This window comes from Prosthecobacter sp. (assembly GCF_044227185.1).
In the GTDB taxonomy this organism is placed as follows: domain Bacteria; phylum Verrucomicrobiota; class Verrucomicrobiia; order Verrucomicrobiales; family Verrucomicrobiaceae; genus Prosthecobacter.
In genome coordinates this window covers 311,669-332,165 of sequence record NZ_JBGAFO010000011.1, presented here as the reverse complement: position 1 = coordinate 332,165, position 20,497 = coordinate 311,669, and the positions used below count along the sequence as shown (strand labels likewise).

7 protein-coding genes are annotated in these 20,497 nt (G+C 61.8%); 1 reads left to right on the top strand and 6 read right to left on the bottom strand.

The features are described from left to right. A complete protein-coding gene (locus tag ACILSQ_RS24365; protein WP_395746282.1) occupies positions 1 to 501 on the bottom strand; it encodes a hypothetical protein in 501 nt (166 codons plus the stop codon). A gap of 6 nt (positions 502 to 507) precedes the next feature. Continuing rightward, complete coding sequence (locus ACILSQ_RS24360) at positions 508 to 9,303, bottom strand: RHS repeat-associated core domain-containing protein (RefSeq protein WP_395746281.1); 8,796 nt, start codon at positions 9,301 to 9,303, stop codon at positions 508 to 510. Positions 9,304 to 9,907: 604 nt separating this feature from the next. On the opposite strand from ACILSQ_RS24360, the gene ACILSQ_RS24355 reads away from it, so the two are divergent. Next, on the top strand, positions 9,908 to 11,965 hold the full coding sequence (locus ACILSQ_RS24355; protein WP_395746280.1) for a carboxy terminal-processing peptidase: 2,058 nt from the start codon (positions 9,908 to 9,910) through the stop codon (positions 11,963 to 11,965). A gap of 11 nt (positions 11,966 to 11,976) precedes the next feature. Here ACILSQ_RS24355 and ACILSQ_RS24350 read toward each other — a convergent pair whose 3' ends face one another. From ACILSQ_RS24350 to ACILSQ_RS24335, 4 genes are read right to left on the bottom strand one after another with little or no spacing between them, the layout of a single operon-like run. After that, complete coding sequence (locus tag ACILSQ_RS24350; protein WP_395746279.1) at positions 11,977 to 14,583, bottom strand: SUMF1/EgtB/PvdO family nonheme iron enzyme; 2,607 nt, start codon at positions 14,581 to 14,583, stop codon at positions 11,977 to 11,979. Between the two features lie 33 nt (positions 14,584 to 14,616). After that, positions 14,617 to 16,002, bottom strand: coding sequence for a hypothetical protein (locus tag ACILSQ_RS24345; RefSeq protein WP_395746278.1), 1,386 nt, complete (start codon positions 16,000 to 16,002; stop codon positions 14,617 to 14,619). A gap of 9 nt (positions 16,003 to 16,011) precedes the next feature. After that, positions 16,012 to 19,446: a hypothetical protein gene (locus ACILSQ_RS24340; RefSeq protein WP_395746277.1), complete on the bottom strand. Its 3,435-nt coding sequence runs from the start codon at positions 19,444 to 19,446 to the stop codon at positions 16,012 to 16,014. 12 nt (positions 19,447 to 19,458) lie between these two features. Beyond that, complete coding sequence (locus tag ACILSQ_RS24335; RefSeq protein ID WP_395746276.1) at positions 19,459 to 20,496, bottom strand: hypothetical protein; 1,038 nt, start codon at positions 20,494 to 20,496, stop codon at positions 19,459 to 19,461. Between the last annotated feature and the right edge of the window lies 1 nt (position 20,497).

Here is a 20,497-nt window from a genome sequence, read left to right as displayed (position 1 = left end):
TTAATAATCCAGGCCATTTGATTTGTAGCTGCCGTGCGCTTCAGAGAGCACAGCGATCATCAATACCTCTTCGGATTCCCAAGCTCTAATAATCCGATAATCCCACCCTAAAACAGTGCGCTCGAAGCTCGTTGCCACTCGTTCAGATGTTGGAAAATCAAAGCCCGGCGCAAGCTCAGCAATAGATCGAGGAACACTGGTTTTCCGCCAGTTGCCTGCTCCAAAGTGTTTGGCAAATATGTCGTTACTGACTTTGCATTGGAAGCGCACTTCAATAAGCCTTTTAGGCGGGTCAAAAAAAGACTGCGGTGCTTCTTTTCCCAACGGAAACGGAATGGGGGTTCCAAAAGCACTTTGAAAGCCAATAATAACAACATCGCGCGCGCTTCGATTTGCTCCATATGAAGATGGATTGCTTGAACCTTGGCCACCTTTAGTCTCGCACCCTGAGAATATGCAGGGAACACCCATTAAAATTAAGCAATAAAAGAAGGATTTCATAATGAGCTATTTCTTCTTGGATGTTCGTCTCTCAATAAGGTCAATTGCCTCGTTGGCTTTTGAAAAATTAGGCGGACGCTTCGGATCCAAGGACATGGTGTCTTTTCCATTTGGGGAAGGATCATAGGTGCTGCCCGTTTTTTTCATGTGATCAGCCAAACCAAACTGGCTGTTTGCCAACGATTCAAATGCATTGGTTTCACTTCGGCCAACCAGTCCCTGCCTAAATGGTGAAGCCAATCCCGCGCGGTTAGCCTCTGCTTGAGAGATGGCAAGGTTTTTGATCGCATTGAGCTTTGCTGAATTTATCTTCGTGCCATTCGCCTTCGATAAAGCCTCCGCCAGATTATCAACATAGGAGTTAAAAAGCTCTGGGCGAGCTGAGATGAGGTCGGGAAGATGCCCCGCGCCTGCATGTCCAAAAGGCCGCCCGTACGCAGCATCTTGATTCGTTGAACGGTCGTTTTGAACCTCAACACCTCTTGTGCGTGTGTGTGCAAAAGAGTCACCAAATGCATGCACGATCAGCCCCCGCATCTCAATTGAAAGACCTTTTGTGGAAGCTAACCCCTTCAACTGTGCTCTCCGCTCTGCAACAGCCCCCCTTCCTTTACCTCCTGTCAGACTGTGTAGATGTTGCTGGTTTCTTCGAAGTTGACTGTCTCCTCGAAGGATTTTTGCTCCAGTTTTCCAAACGCTGTCGAATGCAGTGAGTTCTGGCGTCTCGTCTGGCATTTGAGAATGATATGCAAGATCGTACGCGTCCGATTTTGACCAACCCGCAGCAACTGCGACCATGTAGGTCGTATAGTAGTGTCCTGCCTCTTGATACAACCCATCGGGGTCAAAGTTCGTCCACGGGTTCTGAGTCACATAAGCATAGAGATTGGGGCCATCCACAAACCCCGCCGGGTCACGGCTCAGCCACACGCCCGTCTCCAGATCCCGATAGCGGAACCCTTCGTTGAGCAACCCCGTCGGGTCCTCATCCTTCGTATTCGCACACTGCTTGTCCGAATTGCTGCCGGTTTCCTGCGTGCGGCGGCCATAGGCTTCGTAGCTTGCCGTCCACGTTAACGTGGCGCTGCTGTCGGCTTGGGCGACGATGTCGCCGCGACCATTGCTCAGGGAGTATTTGGGCCCCTCGGCGCGGATAGAGTACAGCATCCCGCCCACACCGCCGCCCATGTCAGGACCGCGGACGTATTCCACCGAAGGGCTTATTGGAAACGTGTCCGACCCGCTCTCAAACTCCGCGACGCTCAATCCTCCCGCGAACACGATGGCCGTCATTGTTTGCCTTACCGACAACCTTTCCCTCTGCATCCCGATCCGCCGCGTGCGGTAGTCGTAGTCATAGGTGTGCTTCGTGCTGTCCGGCTGCGTCACAACGCTCAGCCGGTCCTGCGCGTCCCACTGGTAGGTGGTGAGGCCGTCAGGAGTAGGAACCGGGTTGATGCTGCCATCGTTGCCACCAGAAATTCGGACGATGTTCTGTGACACTCGGTTGCCGGACTCATCGTAGGTCAGGGTCGCTGTCTTGAGCTGGTCGCCACCAGGGGCATTCCACTGATCCCAGTTGGTGAGCTGGTTGGCGCTGTTGTAGCTATAGTTCCACACCCCCGGATCGGTGCCGCCCGTCACCTGCTTTTTAACCCGGTTGTTGGCGCTGTCATACGTGTATGCCGTCATCGTCAACCCAGCGGTCGGGTCAGTGACCGTTTCCGTCGTGAGTCGGTTGTTGCCATCGTAGGCCATGGTGGTGGTGCGGACGCCGCTGCGGGACGGCTCGCCGGGCCATGTTTCGCTCTGATTCGTCACATTGCCAAGCAAATCATGCTGCCAGTCGAACTGCGCCATCACATCACCCCCGCTCATCGCCTGCGTGCGGAACAGCGTGCGGTCCGTCAGGCGGCCCAGCGCATCGTAGCTGTTGCGCGTCACTTGCCCGTTGCCGGCCATGAGGATGACGGCGCGGCCCCCGAGGTCGTAGCCGTAGCGGGTGGCGCGGTCGCCTTCCACCAGGCTCTCCGGCCGGTGCAGGGCGTCATAGCTGGTCTGCACGCTGCGGCCGGTGCCGTAGTCCGCCTGGGTGCGGTTCCCGGCCAGGTCATAGCCGTAGCTGTGCTCCACCCCGCGTGAGGTTTCCGTCAGCACACGGCCCAGCGCGTCATAAGTATAGCTCACGTTGGCAGCCGTGTTGGTGGCCTCCGTCACACTCAGCAGATGCCCGGCGGCATCATACCCATGTGTGCGGTTGAGGTCCGGCGCGCTGGTTGCGGTGACACGGTCACGCGTGTCATAGGTATATGTGGTGGTGATCCCGCGTGGCGAGGTCTGGCTGAGCTTGCGCACGGCATCATACGTGTGGCTGATCGTGTCGCCATTGGCAAAGGTCTGCCAGGTCAGGCGGTTCAGCCCGTCATAGCCAAACGTCGTCTCCTGATCCTTGCCGTCCTTGACGCTGGTGCGGTTGCCCGCGGCGTCGTAGGCGAACGTGTTGACGATGCCCACCGCATCCGTGGTCTGCGTCATGCGCCCGTGGATGTCATACGCATTGGTCACCGTCTGGCCGAGCGGGTTGGTGACCACCCGCGCCAGACCGCCCGGATCAAACTGCGTCACTACTGTCGGCGAAGTGCCATCCACAGCGGGGGCAATGACCTGCCAGTTGCGCCCCGCACGATCATAGAGCTTGGTCGTCACATGCCCCTGCGGATCAGTAACGGTGAGCACCTGTCCCAGCGCATCGTAAGTGGACTGCGTGGCAGGCCGCACAAAGGCACCAGCTTCGGCATCCCACACCGGCGGCGCATAGGTCGCCACTACGCGGTTGCGCTCGTCGTACTGGGACTCCGTCACATGGCCCAGCGGGTCCGTCACACGAATGACGTTGCTCGCGGCATCGTAGGCCGTGCTCGTGGTGGCGCTCACGCCACCAATCGCAGGCGCAATGCTCTTCACCGCGCGTCCCGCCTCATCAAACTCCGTCTTGGTGATGTGCCCCAGTTCATCCACCACCTTCCACGGCTTCCCATGGTGCGTGTAGTCCGTGCTCACGATCGTGCTGTCGGGATGCGTGACCTGCTGGATCTGCCCAAACACATCATACACCGTGAGCGTCACACGCCCGAGCGCATCCCTGACCCGTGTGGGCCTTCCGGCGGCGTCGTAGTGCGTGCAGGTCTTCGCGGCGATGCCTTCGGCGTCCACCGTCTGCTCCGTCGTACGGTACATCTTGTCGTGGGTCAGCAGCGTCACCGTGCCCCGCGGATCGGTGATCTTGGTCGGCTTGAACCCGCTGCTGTCAAACACGCTGCCGCCGGAGTTCGTCCCGTACTCCATGGTCGTCACCAGCCCGCCGTCATCGGTGCTGATCAGCCGCCCGGCGCCGTCATAGGTGTGGGCGGTCATCTTGCCGCGTGGGTCCGTCTGCGTGAGCACCTGCCCCCTGGCATTATAGGTGGTGGTCGCGACGATGTCTCCACCGTAGGTGATGCTGCTTCCATCGACACCGGGGAGGTTCGTGCCGTAGGAACTGTCAGCGCTGCCATTGCCATTGAGGTCCAGCGTGGTTTTGATCCGCCGATTAAGCACGTCATAGTCGTGGAAGGTCGCCACTCCGTTCTCATTGGTTTCCTTGACCAGGTTCCCATGCGCATCATACACCAGATCCTTGTGCGTGTTGTCCGCGTTCGTCACCCGCGTCAGGCGCAGATGCGCGTCATAGTCAAAATTCGTCACCATCCCGCGCCCGTCGATCACACTGCGCTTGTTCCCAGAGAAGTCATGCACCATCGTGCTGCTCACATCCCCCGTGGCCGTCGGCGTGCTCGTCGTCACCTCCGCCCAGCCCCCACTGCCGCTGCCTAGCGTGAAGTTCGTCACCGTCGCCGGCGCAGTGTCGTCCGCGGCAGCATCCACCGTGGACTGCGTCATGAACCCTTTGTAGGTCGGATGATTGTACTGAAACGTGGACTGCCGCTCCACCGCCCCACCCGCACCGGTCACCGTTTCAGACAGCTTCAGGCCCGTCACCGGCTGGATCTGGTAGCTCGTCACCACCCCCGTCTGGTCCGTCATCGAGGTCATCACCCGCGTGGTGGCGTCATACGTGAAATCTTTGAAGTAGCCCAAAGCATCGGTTTCCCGCACTGGATCGTCAAAGCCGTCCGCGCCATAGGTGAAGCTGTGCGTGTTCCCGCTCAGGTCCGTGGCGGAGGACAGCGCAAACATGGCATTCGGATTGAAGATATAGCTCTCCGTCCCGCCCGGCGAAGTGATCGCAAGCTGCGTGTAGGTCACCGTGATGTTCAGCGAGCGCGTGTCATCATCCAGGCCCGGCCCCTCCTGCGTCGGCACAAACACAAAAGGCTCCGTAAACGCATAATGGAAGCTGCCCGCCGGTCCCGTGACATCCGTCGTGGCCGTGGCAGTGGCATTCACCGTCGGATTAACCCCATACGGCGAGGTGAAGAGCCGGTTTCCGCTGAGAGTAACCGTCTGCCCATCCGGCAACATCACCTGCTTGATCTGCATCGGCAGCCCCAGTCGATAGCGCTCCGTTGGGTTGCCACCGGCGCTGCTGTGCACATAGACCACCGAGTGGTCATACTCATACCCAAAGCTGTAGGTTCGGTTCAGCTCATCGGTGATGGAGGCCAGCTCCGTGTGGTAGTGCGCGTCCAGCGTGTCCGCCCCGTCGGTGTCGGGGCTGTTCACGCTGCTCTTGGTCTCCGTGCGGTTCACATAACCATACTGCACCGTCGCGTCGCCGCGCGTCACGCTGGTGAGGCCGGCGTCAGTATTGTTGTAGGTCACTTCCTCACCAGCCGGCCCACGCACAGACGTCACGCGCCCGTTCTGGTGCATCACATAAATCTGGCGGCCCGGGCGGTCCGGATCATACACACGGCTCGGGATCAGCGTCGTGTCATTGGCATACTCATACAGCAGCCGGTTGCCCAGCCGGTCCTTCACTTCCGTGAGGCGCGCATACAGGTAGGACACCAGGTCCTCGTCGCTGCCCTCGATCCGGTTGCGCGTCATGTCCTGCTCCAGGCTGCACATCGTGTAGGTGCAGGTCGTGCCAAATTTCTTCTTCAGCACCACCCCGTCGAAGCTGTTGCCCAGCGTCCGCGCATTGCTCATCTCTTCGCGCGAGTGCTCCCAGTTGATTGCGTCTGCCGTAAGGAACCGCTGCACCGCCCCTTGCTCATCGTGGATTTCCGCGGAAATCAGCGGTTTGAGCGTGTCAATTTCAAACCTCACAAACGCGCACAGGTTGGAAGACCAGCACGGCCCAAACGGCAGGTCCGGCCGCTCACTCGGACGCAGCCCGCCCTGGCGTGTCCAGCTTTCAGAAGTCGCATCTCGTCTCACCGAGAGCGGCAGCAGCGTCGAGGGATCGGTGGCATAGATGTCCGTGACACCGTGCTGCAGGTGGCGGTTGAAGGCGTCGATGTGTGTCTCCTCCTCGCGCTCCCCGCTTTCATCCTGCACCTGCGGTTTGGCATCCGGCAATGGAATGCCCATGAGGCTGAGTTTGCGGTAGCGTGAGCCCGCGCCGTCAGAACCTGAGACGCTGCCGGGCGCGCCGCCTTCGTCTTCGGGTGGATCGTCCCCGGAATCAGCTCCCAAAAATTCAATCTCCGCCCAGCCATATCCGTCCGGGTAGCCATATCCATTTCCCTGCGGTGACGGCGCCTCCGCGGACACTTCGCAGCTCGTCTGCCCTCCAAAGATGGTTTTTGTGATGGTATTGGAGTCTCCATTGGAGTTCGTCACCAAAAACTTGAAGGTCTGATCATTCGCCACCGTCTCGGTCAAAACGACCTTCATCTTGATTTGGTCCTGGATCCAGTAGTCATCGCCCACGAGGCTCAGGGCCTGCTTGGTAGTCCCTGACTGCGCGTCCCAATAAAACGGCGCCGCATTGGCTTCTCCCTGGATGCGGAGGGAGTCTCCGCTTACAACCTTTGACTCATTCTCACCCAGAGGCCGCCACTGGTTCGCAGCAGAAGCGGGATCGGATTCGGGCTGGTTGATGTCTTGAATATACGGCTGGACCAATACATACAGCTTCGGTGGCGGCAGCGAATCGTCCGGCGGATCCTCCGATTCCCCCGTCCGGTAAGCCGTAAACGACTGCGGCACATCATCCCGCGTCCCCGTATAATCCGCCACGAGTTGCGGCTGGTAGCGCACCGTCTGTCCGTTCAGGTCATACGCCGCAATGCTCGTGTCATACAGCCGGTCGTCATCATCCGTCGGGTTGTTGTTGGTCTTGCGCACCAGCGGATTGCTCTGAAAGCGGTACTCCACCAGGTTGGTCAGGCCGTCGCCATCGGGATCTCCCAGCACGTCCGCCGCATTGCGCAGGTCCAGGTTGTAGCGGTGCTCCCAGCAGTCCCGCATGCCGTCGCCATCATAGTCCCCGCTCGCCATGCGCACGGGCAGCGTCAGAAGACCCGGGCTCGACTGCAAGGCGGCCACGAAAGTCGCCAGGCCATCAGGGACGCCGTCATGGTCCGCATCCGTCGTCACCTGCCATTCAGGAAGCACCGCGCTGCTCAGCACCGCGCCGTGGAATGACACCGCCACACCGCTGCCAGTGACCTTCCCGCGCCACGCCCACTCCTGCAGATCGTTGACGGACGCCACCCGGCTGTGCGCGCTGCCAGGGTTCAGCCCCAGCGCGATCTCCTCAAAATTCATGAGCCCGTCACCGTCAAAGTCCTGCGTCGCATCCGCGGCGCTGCTATTGCTCAGGATGCCAGGGTAGGCCGCGTTCCACGCATCCTCCAGCACGTCCAGGATGCCGTCATGGTCATCATCATAGCCGTTCAGGCTGGCGATCAGGCTCCAGCCGTTCCGCCAGGCCTGCACGTTGGTGTAACCGTCTCCGTCCAAATCGCCGTTGGCATCGGAGGCATCGTTCGGATTCATGCCATAGCCCTGGCTGGCGTAGAACTGCTCCACCCGGTCCGGGATGCCATCGCTGTCGGTGTCCGTCTGATCCACCATGTCATAATCCGGATAAAGCTGGTTCGGATTCGTTTTCGCCTGCAGCGGATCGGTATGATAGGTAAAGAGCTCGTCAAAGTCCGAGAGACCGTCATCATCCGTGTCTCGTTTGGCGGGATCCGTGTGATACTGCGTGTTTTCATCGTAGTCGCTGATGCCGTCATTGTCCGTGTCCGCGTTGTTGGTGGGATCATCGGGATAAGCGTCCAGTCCGTCGGGAATGCCGTCGCCGTCGCGGTCGTTGTACACACCGGGGTATTCATTTCCCTGGTAAGTGTAGTGCGGCGCATCGTTCCAGGAGTCGCTGGGCCAGGAGTCTTGCGCATCGGGAATGCCGTCGCCGTCGCTGTCGCTCCACGCGCCCGCGTATTCGGTGCCGTTATACCAGTAGCTGCCATTGGGAAAAGCGTCAAAGTCGTTCGGCGTGCCGTCACCATCGTCGTCCACCCAGTTGCCGGCATACTCGACGCCGTTCCACCAGTAGCTGTAGCCCAGGCCCGAGAAGATCGGGTCCACCACATCGGGGATGCCGTCCCCGTCCGCATCAGCCCAGTTGCCGGCATATTCCACGCCGTTGTAGCTGAAGTGCGGCTGGCCGTTCCAGGCGTCATTCGGGTAGGGGTCCTGCGAATCAGGGGTGCCGTCCCCGTCGCTGTCAGGGTCGCCATTGGGTGTCTCATCGAACGAATCAGGGATGCCGTCGTTATCGCTGTCCACCCAGACGCCGGGATATTCGGTGCCGTTGTAATTGTAGTGCGGCTGGCCGTTCCAGGGGTCGCTGGGGTAGGCGTCCTGCGAATCTGGAGTGCCGTCGCCATCGCTGTCCGGATCGCCGTAAGGCAGAGGATCCTGGGCATCGGGGGTGCCGTCATTGTCACTATCCATCCATGCCCCGGCATATTCCGTGCCGTTCCACCAGTAGCTGCCATCCGGAAACGGGTCCGCCGGGTCGGGAATAGTATCGTTGTCCCGGTCGCTCCACGCTCCAGGATAGGTCGTTCCGTTGTACTCATAGCTCCCCGCGATCGTCGGCCAGGGGTCCACCACGTCTGGGATGGTGTCGCCATCCTGGTCCACATAAGGAAGGGCATATTCCACCGCATTATACCAGTAGCTCCCATCCGGAAACGGATCCGCCGGATCAGGCACGCCGTCATTGTCACGGTCGCTCCACGAGCCGCCGTACTCGATCCCTTGGTAGAAGTAGCTGCCGTAGGGGAAAGGATCCGACGCATCGGGCACGCCGTCCCCGTCGCTGTCCCTCTCTCCCTGAGGTCCCATGCCATTGTAGGGATCATCCATGTAGCTGTCGTTCCAGTTCAGAATGCCATCTCCGTCCCGGTCGCAGTTTAGCGGGTCGCTGTCCTCAAAGTTTTTGAGACCGTCCCCATCCGCGTCCGAGTAGCTGTAATAGCTGCCCTGCTGCAGGCTGGCATAGTTCACCTGGGGAATGTAATTCTGAATCTGCTGATAATACTCGTCAAAATCCGAGTTGCCGTTCCCATTGCTGTCCCAGTTCCACGGATCATACGGCAGCGCCTGCCCCCCCTCCAGAGCACTCAGCGAATACTGATACTCCACGCTGTCCGCCAGCCCGTCAAAGTCCGAATCCAGGCGGTACGGATCGCTGCCAAAGGTCACCTCCTGGGAGTTGCTCAGGCCGTCGCTGTCGCTGTCCTGATTGTACCAGTCATCCCCATCCGCAGGATTGGCCACCTCCGTCTTAGCGCCATTGCTCAGAGTCCAATAAGCGAAAGCACCAGGGAAAGGATTCATCACCCACGAGATAAGAACCAGGATTTGGACCGAATGTACCCAACGGGCCCGGCGCAGTGAGGATAAGAGAGTGCCTTTCATGCAAGTAATGGAATTTCTTGGATTTCACTACTGTCACGATAATCACCCCAGGATGTCGAGATTGTGATTGTAAGACGTTTGTTAGGTAAAGCGCTCACTTTTATAACTATTGAAGGCCTAACCCCTGCAATACATTCCACCTCAGCAAACTAAAGAAACCGAAGGAAGCGCACAACCCGTGGGCCATCGCTCCCTCCCCGCCGCGGCTCCCGAAACCCCAAAAGCACCCGCAGCCACCCACTCTTGAAATCCGTCCAACAACCCGCATCAAAATCACAGGTGATTATCACCTAAAACACTCAATTGACAAGCAAATTCAAAACTTCCCTCCAGACGCCCACGCCACCACACATCCGCAGCATCTTTTACCCCCGGTCTTTGACCAGCCATTCGGGTCATCTCACCCCATCGTAAACAGCCCCAGCCCCTCGGCCTGCTTCATTCGCCACAGAGCCCGTCCCCTCGTTCGTACCCTTCCCGCCCTCCGAAAGACGGATTTTCGCCAGACCGTTAACCCACCACCATGAGGCATCTCGTTTCCCTGACCGGCCTGTCCCTCGCATCCCTGCTGGCCTCCGCCACCCCCGTTCACGCCGAGACCGACTTCGGCCAGGTGGCCATGCACCTGGCCTACATGCTGCAGAACCACCACCTCTCGAACCACCCCTTCGATGACGAGATTTCACAAAGGCTTCTCGAAAACTACCTCACCTTCCTCGACCCCTCGCATCTCTTCTTCACCCGGCAGGATGTGGACGCCTTCCGCGCAAAATACGCCACCTCGCTGGACGACAGCATCCTCGTCCGCAGCATCACCCCGGCGCTCGAGATTTTTGAGGTCGCCAAACAGCGCCTCGCGGAGCGCCTCGCCTTCATCAAAAAGCACCTGGAGGCGGGCCGCTTCACCTTTGATTCCGACCGCACGCTGGAACTCCAGCGCAGCAGGCTCCCCTGGCCCGCGGACAAGGCCGCCGCCGACCAGCTCTGGCTCAACCGCATCGAAGGCGAGCTCCTCACCGAACGTCTGGCCGACCGCGCCGCCCAGGCCCCTGCGGACCCGCCGGAAAAGCGCCTCCTCGCACGCTACGAACGCATGTCCGCCGAGATGAACGGCAACGACAAGGAGGACATCACCGGCATGTTCTTCTCCTGCCTCGCCCAGGCCTACGACTCCACCAACGAATACTTCACCAAGCGCGACTCCAAGGCCTGGCTCACTCATTCCCAGGTCGGCATCGGCGTGCAGCTCACCATGCGTGACGACGCCGCGGAAGTCACCGGCATCGTCACCGGCGGCCCCGCGGACAAAGGCGGCCGGTTGAAGCTGAAGGACAAAGTGCTCGCCGTCGCCCAGGGCACGGACGGCGCATGGGTGGACGCCCGCTCTCGCAAGCTTCGGGAAGTCATCGAAATGATGCGCGGAAAACCAGACACCGTGGTCCGCCTCCGCGTCAGCCGCACCGACGCCGCAGGTCCCGAGCTCATCCAGGAGCTCTCCATCATCCGCCAGACAGTGGCATTGAACGAAAAGCTCGCCCGCGCCGAGCTCATTGAATTCCCGCGGGAAGCCGGCGGCGCCACCCGCCTCGGCTGGCTCCATCTCTCCTCCTTCTATGCGGACATGGAGAGCGGCACCGTCAGCGCCACAGCAGACGTGTCCCGCCTCCTCAAGCGCCTCATCAAGGAAAACATCAAAGGCCTCGTCCTCGACCTCCGCGGCAACGGCGGCGGCTCCTTGGATGAAGCCATCAAGCTCCCCGGCCTTTTCATTCCCGCAGGCCCCGTCATCCAGACCAAGGACTCCAAAGGAGCCATCTCCTCCCGCGCCTGCGAACATCCCTCCCCCCTCTACGACGGCCCCATGATCGTCCTCACCGACAGGTACACCGCCTCGGCCGCCGAAATCCTCGCCGCCGCCCTCCAGGACTACCGCCGCGCCATCATCGTCGGAGACAAAAACACCTTCGGCCGCGGCGTCGTCCAGACCATCCTGCCCGTCGAACGCTACATGCCCTTCTTCGCAGACAAAACCGCCGCCGGAGACCTGAAGGTCACCATCCTCAAATTCTACCGCATCACCGGAGACTCCACCCAGCTCCGCGGCGTCATCCCGGACCTCCGCCTCCCTTCCACCCGCGACGTCATGGAGCTCGGAGAAAGCGCCCTGCCCAATCCCCTCCCCTACGACACCATCCCCGCCCTCCCCTTCAAACCCTGGAGCCAGACCCCGCTTCCCACCGGCCGCCTCGGCGGCATGCTCGAAGCCCGCCTCGCCACCAATCCAGACTTCCAGGCCATCCTCGAAGACAGCAGACGCCTGCGCGAGCGCCTCAAGAAAAACACCGTCAGCCTCAACGAAAAACAGCGCCTCCAGGAAATCGAGGAAAACAGCCAGCGCATCGCCGCCCGTTCCCAAAAAACCTCCAGTCCCGCCTGCCTCATCTTCCCCCTCACCTTGGAAAATGTCGATAACGCCGGCAAACTTGCCGAATCCGACACAAACTCCGCCCAAAACATCACTCCCGAAAAGCTCGAAACCCTGCGCATTTTGTCCGACTGGATCCCCCTCTCCTCACAGTAGTCCCCCTTGCATCAAGGCGCAGCATCAAGCACCACGCGGAACCCAATGCACTCATCCCGATGCGCCGGCCGCACCCCGCGACAGGAAGAAAGCAAATTCCCCTTCGCACTGTCCCCCCAAGACCCACCCCTCAGCACATGATCCGTCTTGATTCCCGGCTCATCCCAGTCCTCGCACCACTGCCAAACATTCCCTCCCATGTCACTCAGCCCCAGCGCATTAGCAGGAAAAGCCCCCACGGGCGAAGTGTGCGGGCTGTCGTCCACGCGCAGGCTCACGTCATAATTCCCTGCGCCGGCAGGCGGCGGCCACTCGTTCCCCCACGGAAAAGCACCCGCCGCATTTTCAGCACGTTCCCGCGGCGTATCACCGCTCTCCTGAGTTAATCCTGCCGCGCAGCTCCACTCCACATCAGTGGGCAGACGGTAGCTTTTGCCTTCCTTCTTGCTCAGCCACTGGCAGAAGGCCCGCGCCTCCTCCCATGTCACATTCACCACCGGATGTTCCGCAGTCTGCGCAAAGCTGGGAGCCACCATTCCCACCCCCTGGTCCGTGGCATACGTGCGGTAGTCTTTGACGCGCACATCCCAGACGCTGAAGAGCACCGTCTTTTCCTTCGTGATCGGAACCGGCACGAATTTCATGCCAAGACTGTTTTCAAACCCAGCGGCTGGACCGGCAGGTTTCACAGCACCCGAAGCCGGCATCACGGGCGGGGCGGGCGCTGCAGGCGGCACCGTCAGCACGCAGCGAAAGCCGAAGAAATCATTCCGCATATGCGGAGCTCCGCGGTTGCGGCAGGAGGTGCGCAGTCCAGGCTCCGACTTGCTGCTCCATGAAGCGCCGCGCAGCACGCGGTAAGCATGTCCTCCGCCGTCATTCTTCAGGCCGGGGAAATCCGTGAGGAGGTCAGCATCGTTCAGCCGTGACTCATACCAGGTGCTGCACCATTCAAACACATTGCCACCCATGTCCTTCAAGCCATAACCGTTCTCCGCAAATTGTCCCACCGGCGCGGTGCGCGCCGCAGTGTCGCTGAAACCCACTTCGGCCAGTGGATTGGCTCCGCCCTGCAGGACTCCCACCATGGCCTCCTTGCCACTGTAGTTGCCAGCCGCGCTGGCGGGAGGATAATCTCCTCCCCATGGGTACCTGCCGCTGCCGCAGGCGCTGCTCCATTCCTCATCCGTGGGCAGGCGATAGCTGGAGGCGGCGGGGATTTTTCCTGCTTCACGCTCCTTTTTCGTGAGCCAGGCACAGAAGGCCTCCGCATCCAGATAGCTCACGCAGACCACCGGATGATCTCCGCTCTGTTTGTCGGGGAAGTGCGGGTCCTTCCACGAACCGCCACGCTGCACCGATTCCGAGCTGCTGCCATCGGCGGTTCTTTCCAGCGTGTAGGCCGCCTTGCCAAAACTGCCCTCGCTGACAGCGTCGTGGCTGGTGGCACTGACGAAGGCGCTGAAATCCTGCACCCGTGTCTCCCACACGCTGAAGAGCAGGCCCGGTGTGCCCGCGGGTACAAACTTCATGCCCAGCGTGTTGGTGAAGGGCGCGGCCTTGCTCGCGGCACCGAGCATGCCCTCCGGCGTGGCGGCCTTTCTTTTTCGCTCCTCCTCCAGCGCCGCGAGGCGCTTGCGCTCCGCCTCGGCGGCCATGGCCCTGGCTTTCTCCTCAGCCTCTGCTTTCTCCTTTGCCAGGCGGGCCGCTTCGGCTTTGGCAGCCATCTGCTTTTGTTCGGCTTCCGCCTTCTCCTTTGCCACGCGCTCCGCCTGGGCTTTTGCCGCCATCTGTTTTTGTTTTTCCTCAGCTTCGGCCTTTTCCTTCGCCTGGGCGGCCGCTTGTTTCTCCGCCCGCCAGGCCTCGGCCTTCTCCCGCGCCAGGCGCGCGATTTCAGCCGCGGCCTGATCCTCAGCCTGCTGTTTGGGCTGCGCGACGATCTCCCGTTTCGGCACTGCCAGAAAATACCAGGAGGCAGTTCCCGCGACAGCCAGAATCACAAAGACCGCGCACTTTGCCCAGAAAGGCATCTTCGCCTTGCGGCGGGGCCGGGGCGGCGGCGGAAGCTTTTCAGGCTTTGGCGTACGGGTGTCCGGGATGATCTGCTGCCGGGCCACAGGCTGCACGATCTCGGGCGCCTCCCTGAGACTCTCGCGGCGGAAAGAAACCGCCGGCGGCACTTCACGAACTTTCCTGGTGTCGGGAGGCGGCGGCTCCTCCTTTTCAAAACCTGCGTCGGTGATGCGCGGGATCGAAAAATGGCGCTTCCGCGTTCTACTGGCAAAAAACTCGTGCCAGTCCTCCGGCCCTCGGCTGCCATTAAAGTCTTCCGGACTCAGCAGTTCCTTCAAGACGCTGTTGAGAGAGGTCTTGATCGCTGCCGTGCCAGCGGCACGACCGCTGCCCCAGTCCGGGGAAACATGAACGTGACCATCCACCCCGACAGTGAGCTGATCCCAGTCCGAGTCATCGATGCCGCGTCTTTCGTCCAACGCCCGGCACACCGCGTCCACAATCGTCTTCGCGTGCCGGTTCAGCACCTCATGCCTGTGCTCACCCACGGCCTCCAGCCATCCGGCGGGGGGATTTTTCCAGAAAGCTAAAACAGGTCTGGCCATGGTGCCTTGCAGTGACAGAAGCCGGGATGATGATCAAGGAGAGGGATCAATGCAAAGGCGAATGCCGACATCCGCGAGCTGTTTGTCCGCATCGTTTTTAAAAGTGGTGTGAAGCACGTAGGCTTTCACGGTGCCGCCGCGGATCACGCGCATGCCGGAGCCGCGGTCGTCCGTGACGCCGATGCCCGGCCAGACGCGGTTGTTTTCCTGCCAGGCGTCCTCCATCCATTCGCCCTTGCCGGTAAAGATGTCCGCCAGGCCTGCGCCATCCTCCGTGCTGGCGGCTTTCTCCCATTCCCACTGCCAGGGCAGGCGCGCTTTCAACCGGCCGCGCGGGGAGATGGCGGCATCCAGGGTCTGGCAGAGCTTGTGTGCTTCCCGCCAGGAAACATGGTTCATGGGCTGCTCTGAGCCACCGCCGCCGTCCAGAATGAAATGCCAGAGGCCCTCGCTCAGCTTTCTCACCGCGAGGCAGGTGCCTGGAATCTTCACGGGCTGCTGTGCGCCGCGCGGCTGGTACTGGGGATCTTCGACCATGCGGAAGTCCACGAAGGCCGTGCGGCTGCCGCGTTTCAATATCAAACGCCCACGTCCCTTCGCGTCTGCCTCCCAGGTCGCGACCAGCACCTCGATCGGCGCGCCGGGTTCGGGAGGAGGAATTCTCACTGGCGGCGCCAGATCCGCCAGCGATGATCCAGAAGCGGAGCCCTGGGTGCCGGGCGGAGCGATCACTCCGAGATCCGGCGTGTCAGAGGCAGAAGCCTGCCGGATGTTCTCTTTGCTGAACCCTCTGAGCCATTGAGACGGCGGCGCCATGATTCCCACGGCTGCGACGACGATGACGAGCAGCGCCGTGATCCAAACTGGCAGCAGGCGTTTGCGGCGTGGTTTCGGCGGATCAGCGACGAGGCGAGGTGGCAGCGGAGGCTGGGGTGGCAGCGGCTCAATCGGTGCGATGGTCTCCGGCTGACGCATCGTTTCAAAGACAGGAGATGGATCATCCTCCATCTCATCAGTGCTTTGCTCAGGCTCCGGCTCGGGCGCTGCGATGGGCGGAATGACCAGATCACGCCGCCTTGGTTTGCCGGCGAAAAACAGCTTCCATTCACGGGGGCCATGCTGGGAGTTGAAATCGTTGTCACTGAGAAGGGTGGAGAGCAGCCGGTTCAGCGGCTGCTGCACAGGTGTGTCCAGGCTGCCACTGCCCCACCCCTCTGGAACATGGACCAGTCCATCATCACCCACGGTGATCAATGACCACTCCGAGGCCTCTACGCCACGACCCGCATCCAGCACTGTGCAGACGGCATCCACCACGGCCCTGGCATGCTCCAGCTTCACCTGCCACTGCTGTCTGGAAATGGACTGAAACCACGGCCCGGGCGGCTCATTCCAGAAGTCTTGGAGAGGTGTGTTCATCACATCAGGCTAGGACAATAGCGGAGAGAGCCGGGCAATGGCCGCTGCCTCCTCGGGACGGATGTGCAGCAGAGCGTGAAATTCATCCGCGACATGGCGGCGCCAGGAAACGCTCATCTGCGAGCCCGGCGTGCAAAGCACGGTGGTCAGCAGACGATTGCGCAGCCCTTCCTCGCCCACTTTCGACTTCAGCTCCGGCAGCACTTTGACAAGAGCCGGACGCAGCGTGGCCAGAAACTCCAGATCTGCGGCGGAGACTTTTCCGCTGGTGTTCTGCAGGTGATCCGCGGCCACTCCGAGGGCGAGGCTTTCTGAAACGGGGTCCACCAGCAGTTCGGAAAGCGTGGTCCATGCGGGTCTGGCGCCGGGGCGGGAGAGCATCCACGTGAGCAGGGAGCGCAGCAGGGTGGCGTGATCCAGCACCTGCCGTCTGGCCTCTGGCAGCACGCGCAGCAGCCGCAGCAGTGCACCCGCCGCCTCTCCGACTGGAAGGCGGGAGATGTCAGTGACGAGGCGCACGGCCGCCTGGCGCTTGTAGTCGTCCTCCGGAGCCCCCGCATGCTTGATCAACTGCCAGATCTCAACATCAAACAGAACCGGCTCCGAGGCCGCGAACAAGCGGCTCACGAGTTCGGGCCAGAATGAAACCAGACGCTGCAGGAAAAGATCCTGCCGGGTGTTTTTGAGAAGGCTGCGTGTCAGGAAGGACGAGCGCAGGGTGAGCCGTGCCGGCGCATGTGCCGCCTCCTGCGGCAGCAGGGCCGCCCACCGCTTTGCGTGGTTCTGATCATCCTCCGCCAGCATGCAGCCTCCGAGTTCTGAAAGGACGCTCTCCGCGGAAAGGAAAGCGTCGCTGGTGCCCGCGCAAACAGCACCTGCCGTGCAGGTTTCAATGCTGGCGGCCACGCTGTGCGTCCTGCGCATTTCCGCGGGCAGCAGCCACAGCAGGCGTCTCCAGCGCTGCAGTTTTGCGCTGTCTTCATGGGGAACGGTGAAGAGCTCCCTGACCACCTCTTCGGCCACCTGCGGCGGGCAGGCGCCGTCGTCATTTTCCACGAACGCGGGCACGAGTTCCCGCCATGCAGGCCGGCACCACGGCACCTCATGGCCCAGCTCGGTCAACCAGGCGGAGGTGCTGCCAAGCCGGCCCCACAGCGTGAGCACTTTCAGGCCTCTGCACCACAAATGCGCCGCCTCCGCTTCAGAGCTGGCGGAGACACAGATGGAGAGCCACTCGCGTCCCAGCCCGCCCCACGGCACCAGGCTTGAGTGGGCTTTGATCCAGGAGGAGCGTGCCTCGTCCGCCACCGCATGGGCCGAGTGAAGGAGGCGGAGAAACTGCAAGCGCGTGGCCTGATCCGCGAGGCTTTTCAGATTTGCGTTCGCTCCGTTCGTGAACTCCTGGCCTTCGAGCCAGGATTCGAGAGCGAGATAAAACACGCCTGGCGCCTCGGCGGGCACGGCCAGCGGCTGCGGCGCCTCCAGCCAGCCCCAGAGGAGATGAAGCTGCTCCACCGGCCAGCGCGGGCTGCCCATCTGCACAGCGAGCTCCGAAAATGCGGGCAGTGCCGCCAGCCAGGCTTCAGCTTTCAGGTCCGCGGGGGGCGTCCAGCTTTGCGGCAGATCGGACGGTGCCTCTCTGCGGAGATGACTGGCGATGGCCTCCAGCAAAAACTCGCCCAATCCGCCGAATGGCTGGCAGGTCAGGAGCAGCGGCTGCAAAAGCTGTGACAGGGCCTCACGCAGCCGGATATGGTGGCTGCCCGCCTGGCTGAGCACGCGGCGGCAGAGATTGCCAAGCTGCCGCGCCGTTTCATCTTCCAGCATGGCACCGGAAACCAGGCCTGCGAGCAGTCCCCGTGCGAGCTCCGGCGGACAGCCAAAGCGCCGGCCCAGCAGACAAACTTCCTGCGCGATGGCCAGCACACTTCCGGACTGGCCGGAAAGCCGCGCCAGCAGCACCACGTCACTCAAATGACTGACGGTGAAATCCGGACTCTTCTGCAATCTGTCAATAATCACCTGAAGACTCTTTTCCAGCCGTTCTCCCGCCGGCCTCAAGGCCATGAAAACTTGTCTGGCGTTTTCCAAAGCTCCGGGCCACTGAGCGGCCAGCATGACGGAGGGCAGGGCATCGAGCACGGCGTTCAATGTCTGATCATCGGCGTTCGCCGCATGGTTGAGCTCCGCGCCGTGGCAGGCGAGTTCATCCAGCGTGCTGGCACTGGCCCATGGCAGGGAGGCCACCAGCTCCGGCCAGGGCTTCATGGGAGCCAGCGCGGCCCAGGCCTGCGCCAGATGGCGCACCGTTCCGAGTGCGGGATAGCGTCCGGCCTTCTTCAAAAGGGCAAGCAGCCGGCTGGCCGCCCTGGGATGATTTTCCGAAGGCAGCCAGTCCGCGACGAGCTTCAACCCCGACACACCTGAAGCAATGACTTCCAGCCGCACAAAACCAGGCGCGGTCACGCCCACCCAGAGTCCATCCTGGGCATTGGCCGCCGCCAGGCTGAAGGTGCGCACTCGCTGCAGTCGGGCATCCGGCAGCCTGCGCAGAGGTCCTTCCACCGTCTCCTCAAACGCGGCCAGCCAGGTGGCCATGGAAATGCCCGCGCCGAGACCTTCGCGTCGCTGGGAAGCGGCCCTCTGTGCGGCCTCCAGTGCCAGCGCGCCGTGCAGCATCTCTTCCGATCTGGGTGTCCAGATTTCGCCGGTGAATCCCTGCTCGGAAGCGGGGCGCGGCTTTTCCGCGCAGGTGTCCTTCAAACTTGCCAGCAGTTCCGCATCCTGGTCCAGCATTTCCTCCAGCGCCGCGGGCCAGCCCGAGCCGACGCTGAGCAGACGGCGGATGGCACCACCATTCAGATCCGGCAGCAGGGGGATGGGAACGCGCTTGCCCAGCTTGTCGCTCGAAACGTTAATCGTGCTCCGCAGCCGGGCCAGCGTCGCCTGAATTTCTTCGAGATCTTTCGCCTTGGGATGCACACCGGGTGGGAACACCACATCCAGCGCGGCAAACAGCACCGCCTCGGGCGCCGCCGGTGGCGGCGCATATTCTTCCTGCTCCGCGCCGGATGGTGTGCGGCCGCCACCCCAGAGACGCCACCGGGTTTTCTTCTGCTTGTCCGGAAACAGCAGCGCATCATCCGCTGCCAGTCCCTCACGCAGTTCCTCACGCCAGCGCGGACTTTCGGAAAGCTCCATGAGTTCACTGCCGAAGCGTGGATTGACCAGGCACAGCACATCCTTGCCAGGAGCCATGGGGTCAGCGGCCAGACAGAGGGTGTTCAGCTTGTCCCAGTCGGACTTCAGCGCGGCACGGATGGCGGCGAGCTCCGGCCTGCCGAGATCAGCGGGCCGGATGCCCTGCCCCTGATGGCGCGAGGACAGGCCGTCTGCTTTTTGGGGCTGGCCCAGGTGAAATTCGAGATCGAGAACGCGGAACATGACGGGTGGCGGTTAGGAGACAGTGACGAGGGCGGACCGCACCGTGCGGCTGATGTCCTGAAAGGTGCGCCCGGACAGCAGGACACGGCGCGCGCGGCCATGCACCAGCGCATCGATGCGCGCCGAATTGGCCCGGACTTTGGCGTTCCACTCCTTGATGTGGTAGGAGGTATTGGCGCGCTCAAACAGGCCGTCCTCCAGATGGCGCGCGCCAAAGGTGTAGAGGTCCGGCCCTGCCTCGCTCTCGGGAAAGGCACGATCACGCAGCGAGGCGACATCCAGCAGCACGACCTTGTGGCGTACCATCACCTCCTGCAGCGCGTTGCGGAAGCTTTCATGCCCTTCGAGGAAGTCGGAGATGATGATCACCACGCCTTTGCCGCGCACTTCGCGAATGACATGCTGCAGGCCCTGCCGCAGCGTGGTGTGGGGCTCGTCAGCGCGCAGATGCGCCCCGCGAAACAGATCGATGAGATGCCGCTCCGACTGGTCCAGCACGCGGAGGGCAAAGCCATTCGGCCGCTGCGCGCGCAGCACATCGGTGACGCCCCCGCCGCGGCGGATGCAGACGGAGCGCAGCGCGAAGCCGGAGCCCTCGGCCAATGCATTGGCACAAGCGGCGGCGGCCAGCAGGGCGGCGATCTTGTTGTTCACCGGCGACTGCATGGAGGCGGTGTCGATGGCGCCATACGCATCGCTCAGCATGGACATGCTGAGATCGACGAGCGTCACACACTCGCCCAGCACATCCTGCCGGGCGGGGATGGTGCGCAGCATGCCGCTCTGCAGCGCGAGGGCAAAAGGAAGATGAGCGGACTGCGCCACGCTGCGGTGGTCGATCCATGCGATGTCATCATCCACGGTGAGCGTGCGCGGCACATCCACATCCGGGCCGCGCGGCACCAGCCTGCGGGAGCGGGTGTCTCCCGGCATGGGCGCATCCAGCAGAGGCTTGAGGGAGTTGCGCGTGCGCTGGGTCATCTCGCGCAGCACCTTGCGCCAGGCCGCGAGCTGCTCCTGAGCTTCACCACGAGTGGAGGGAAGAGTCATG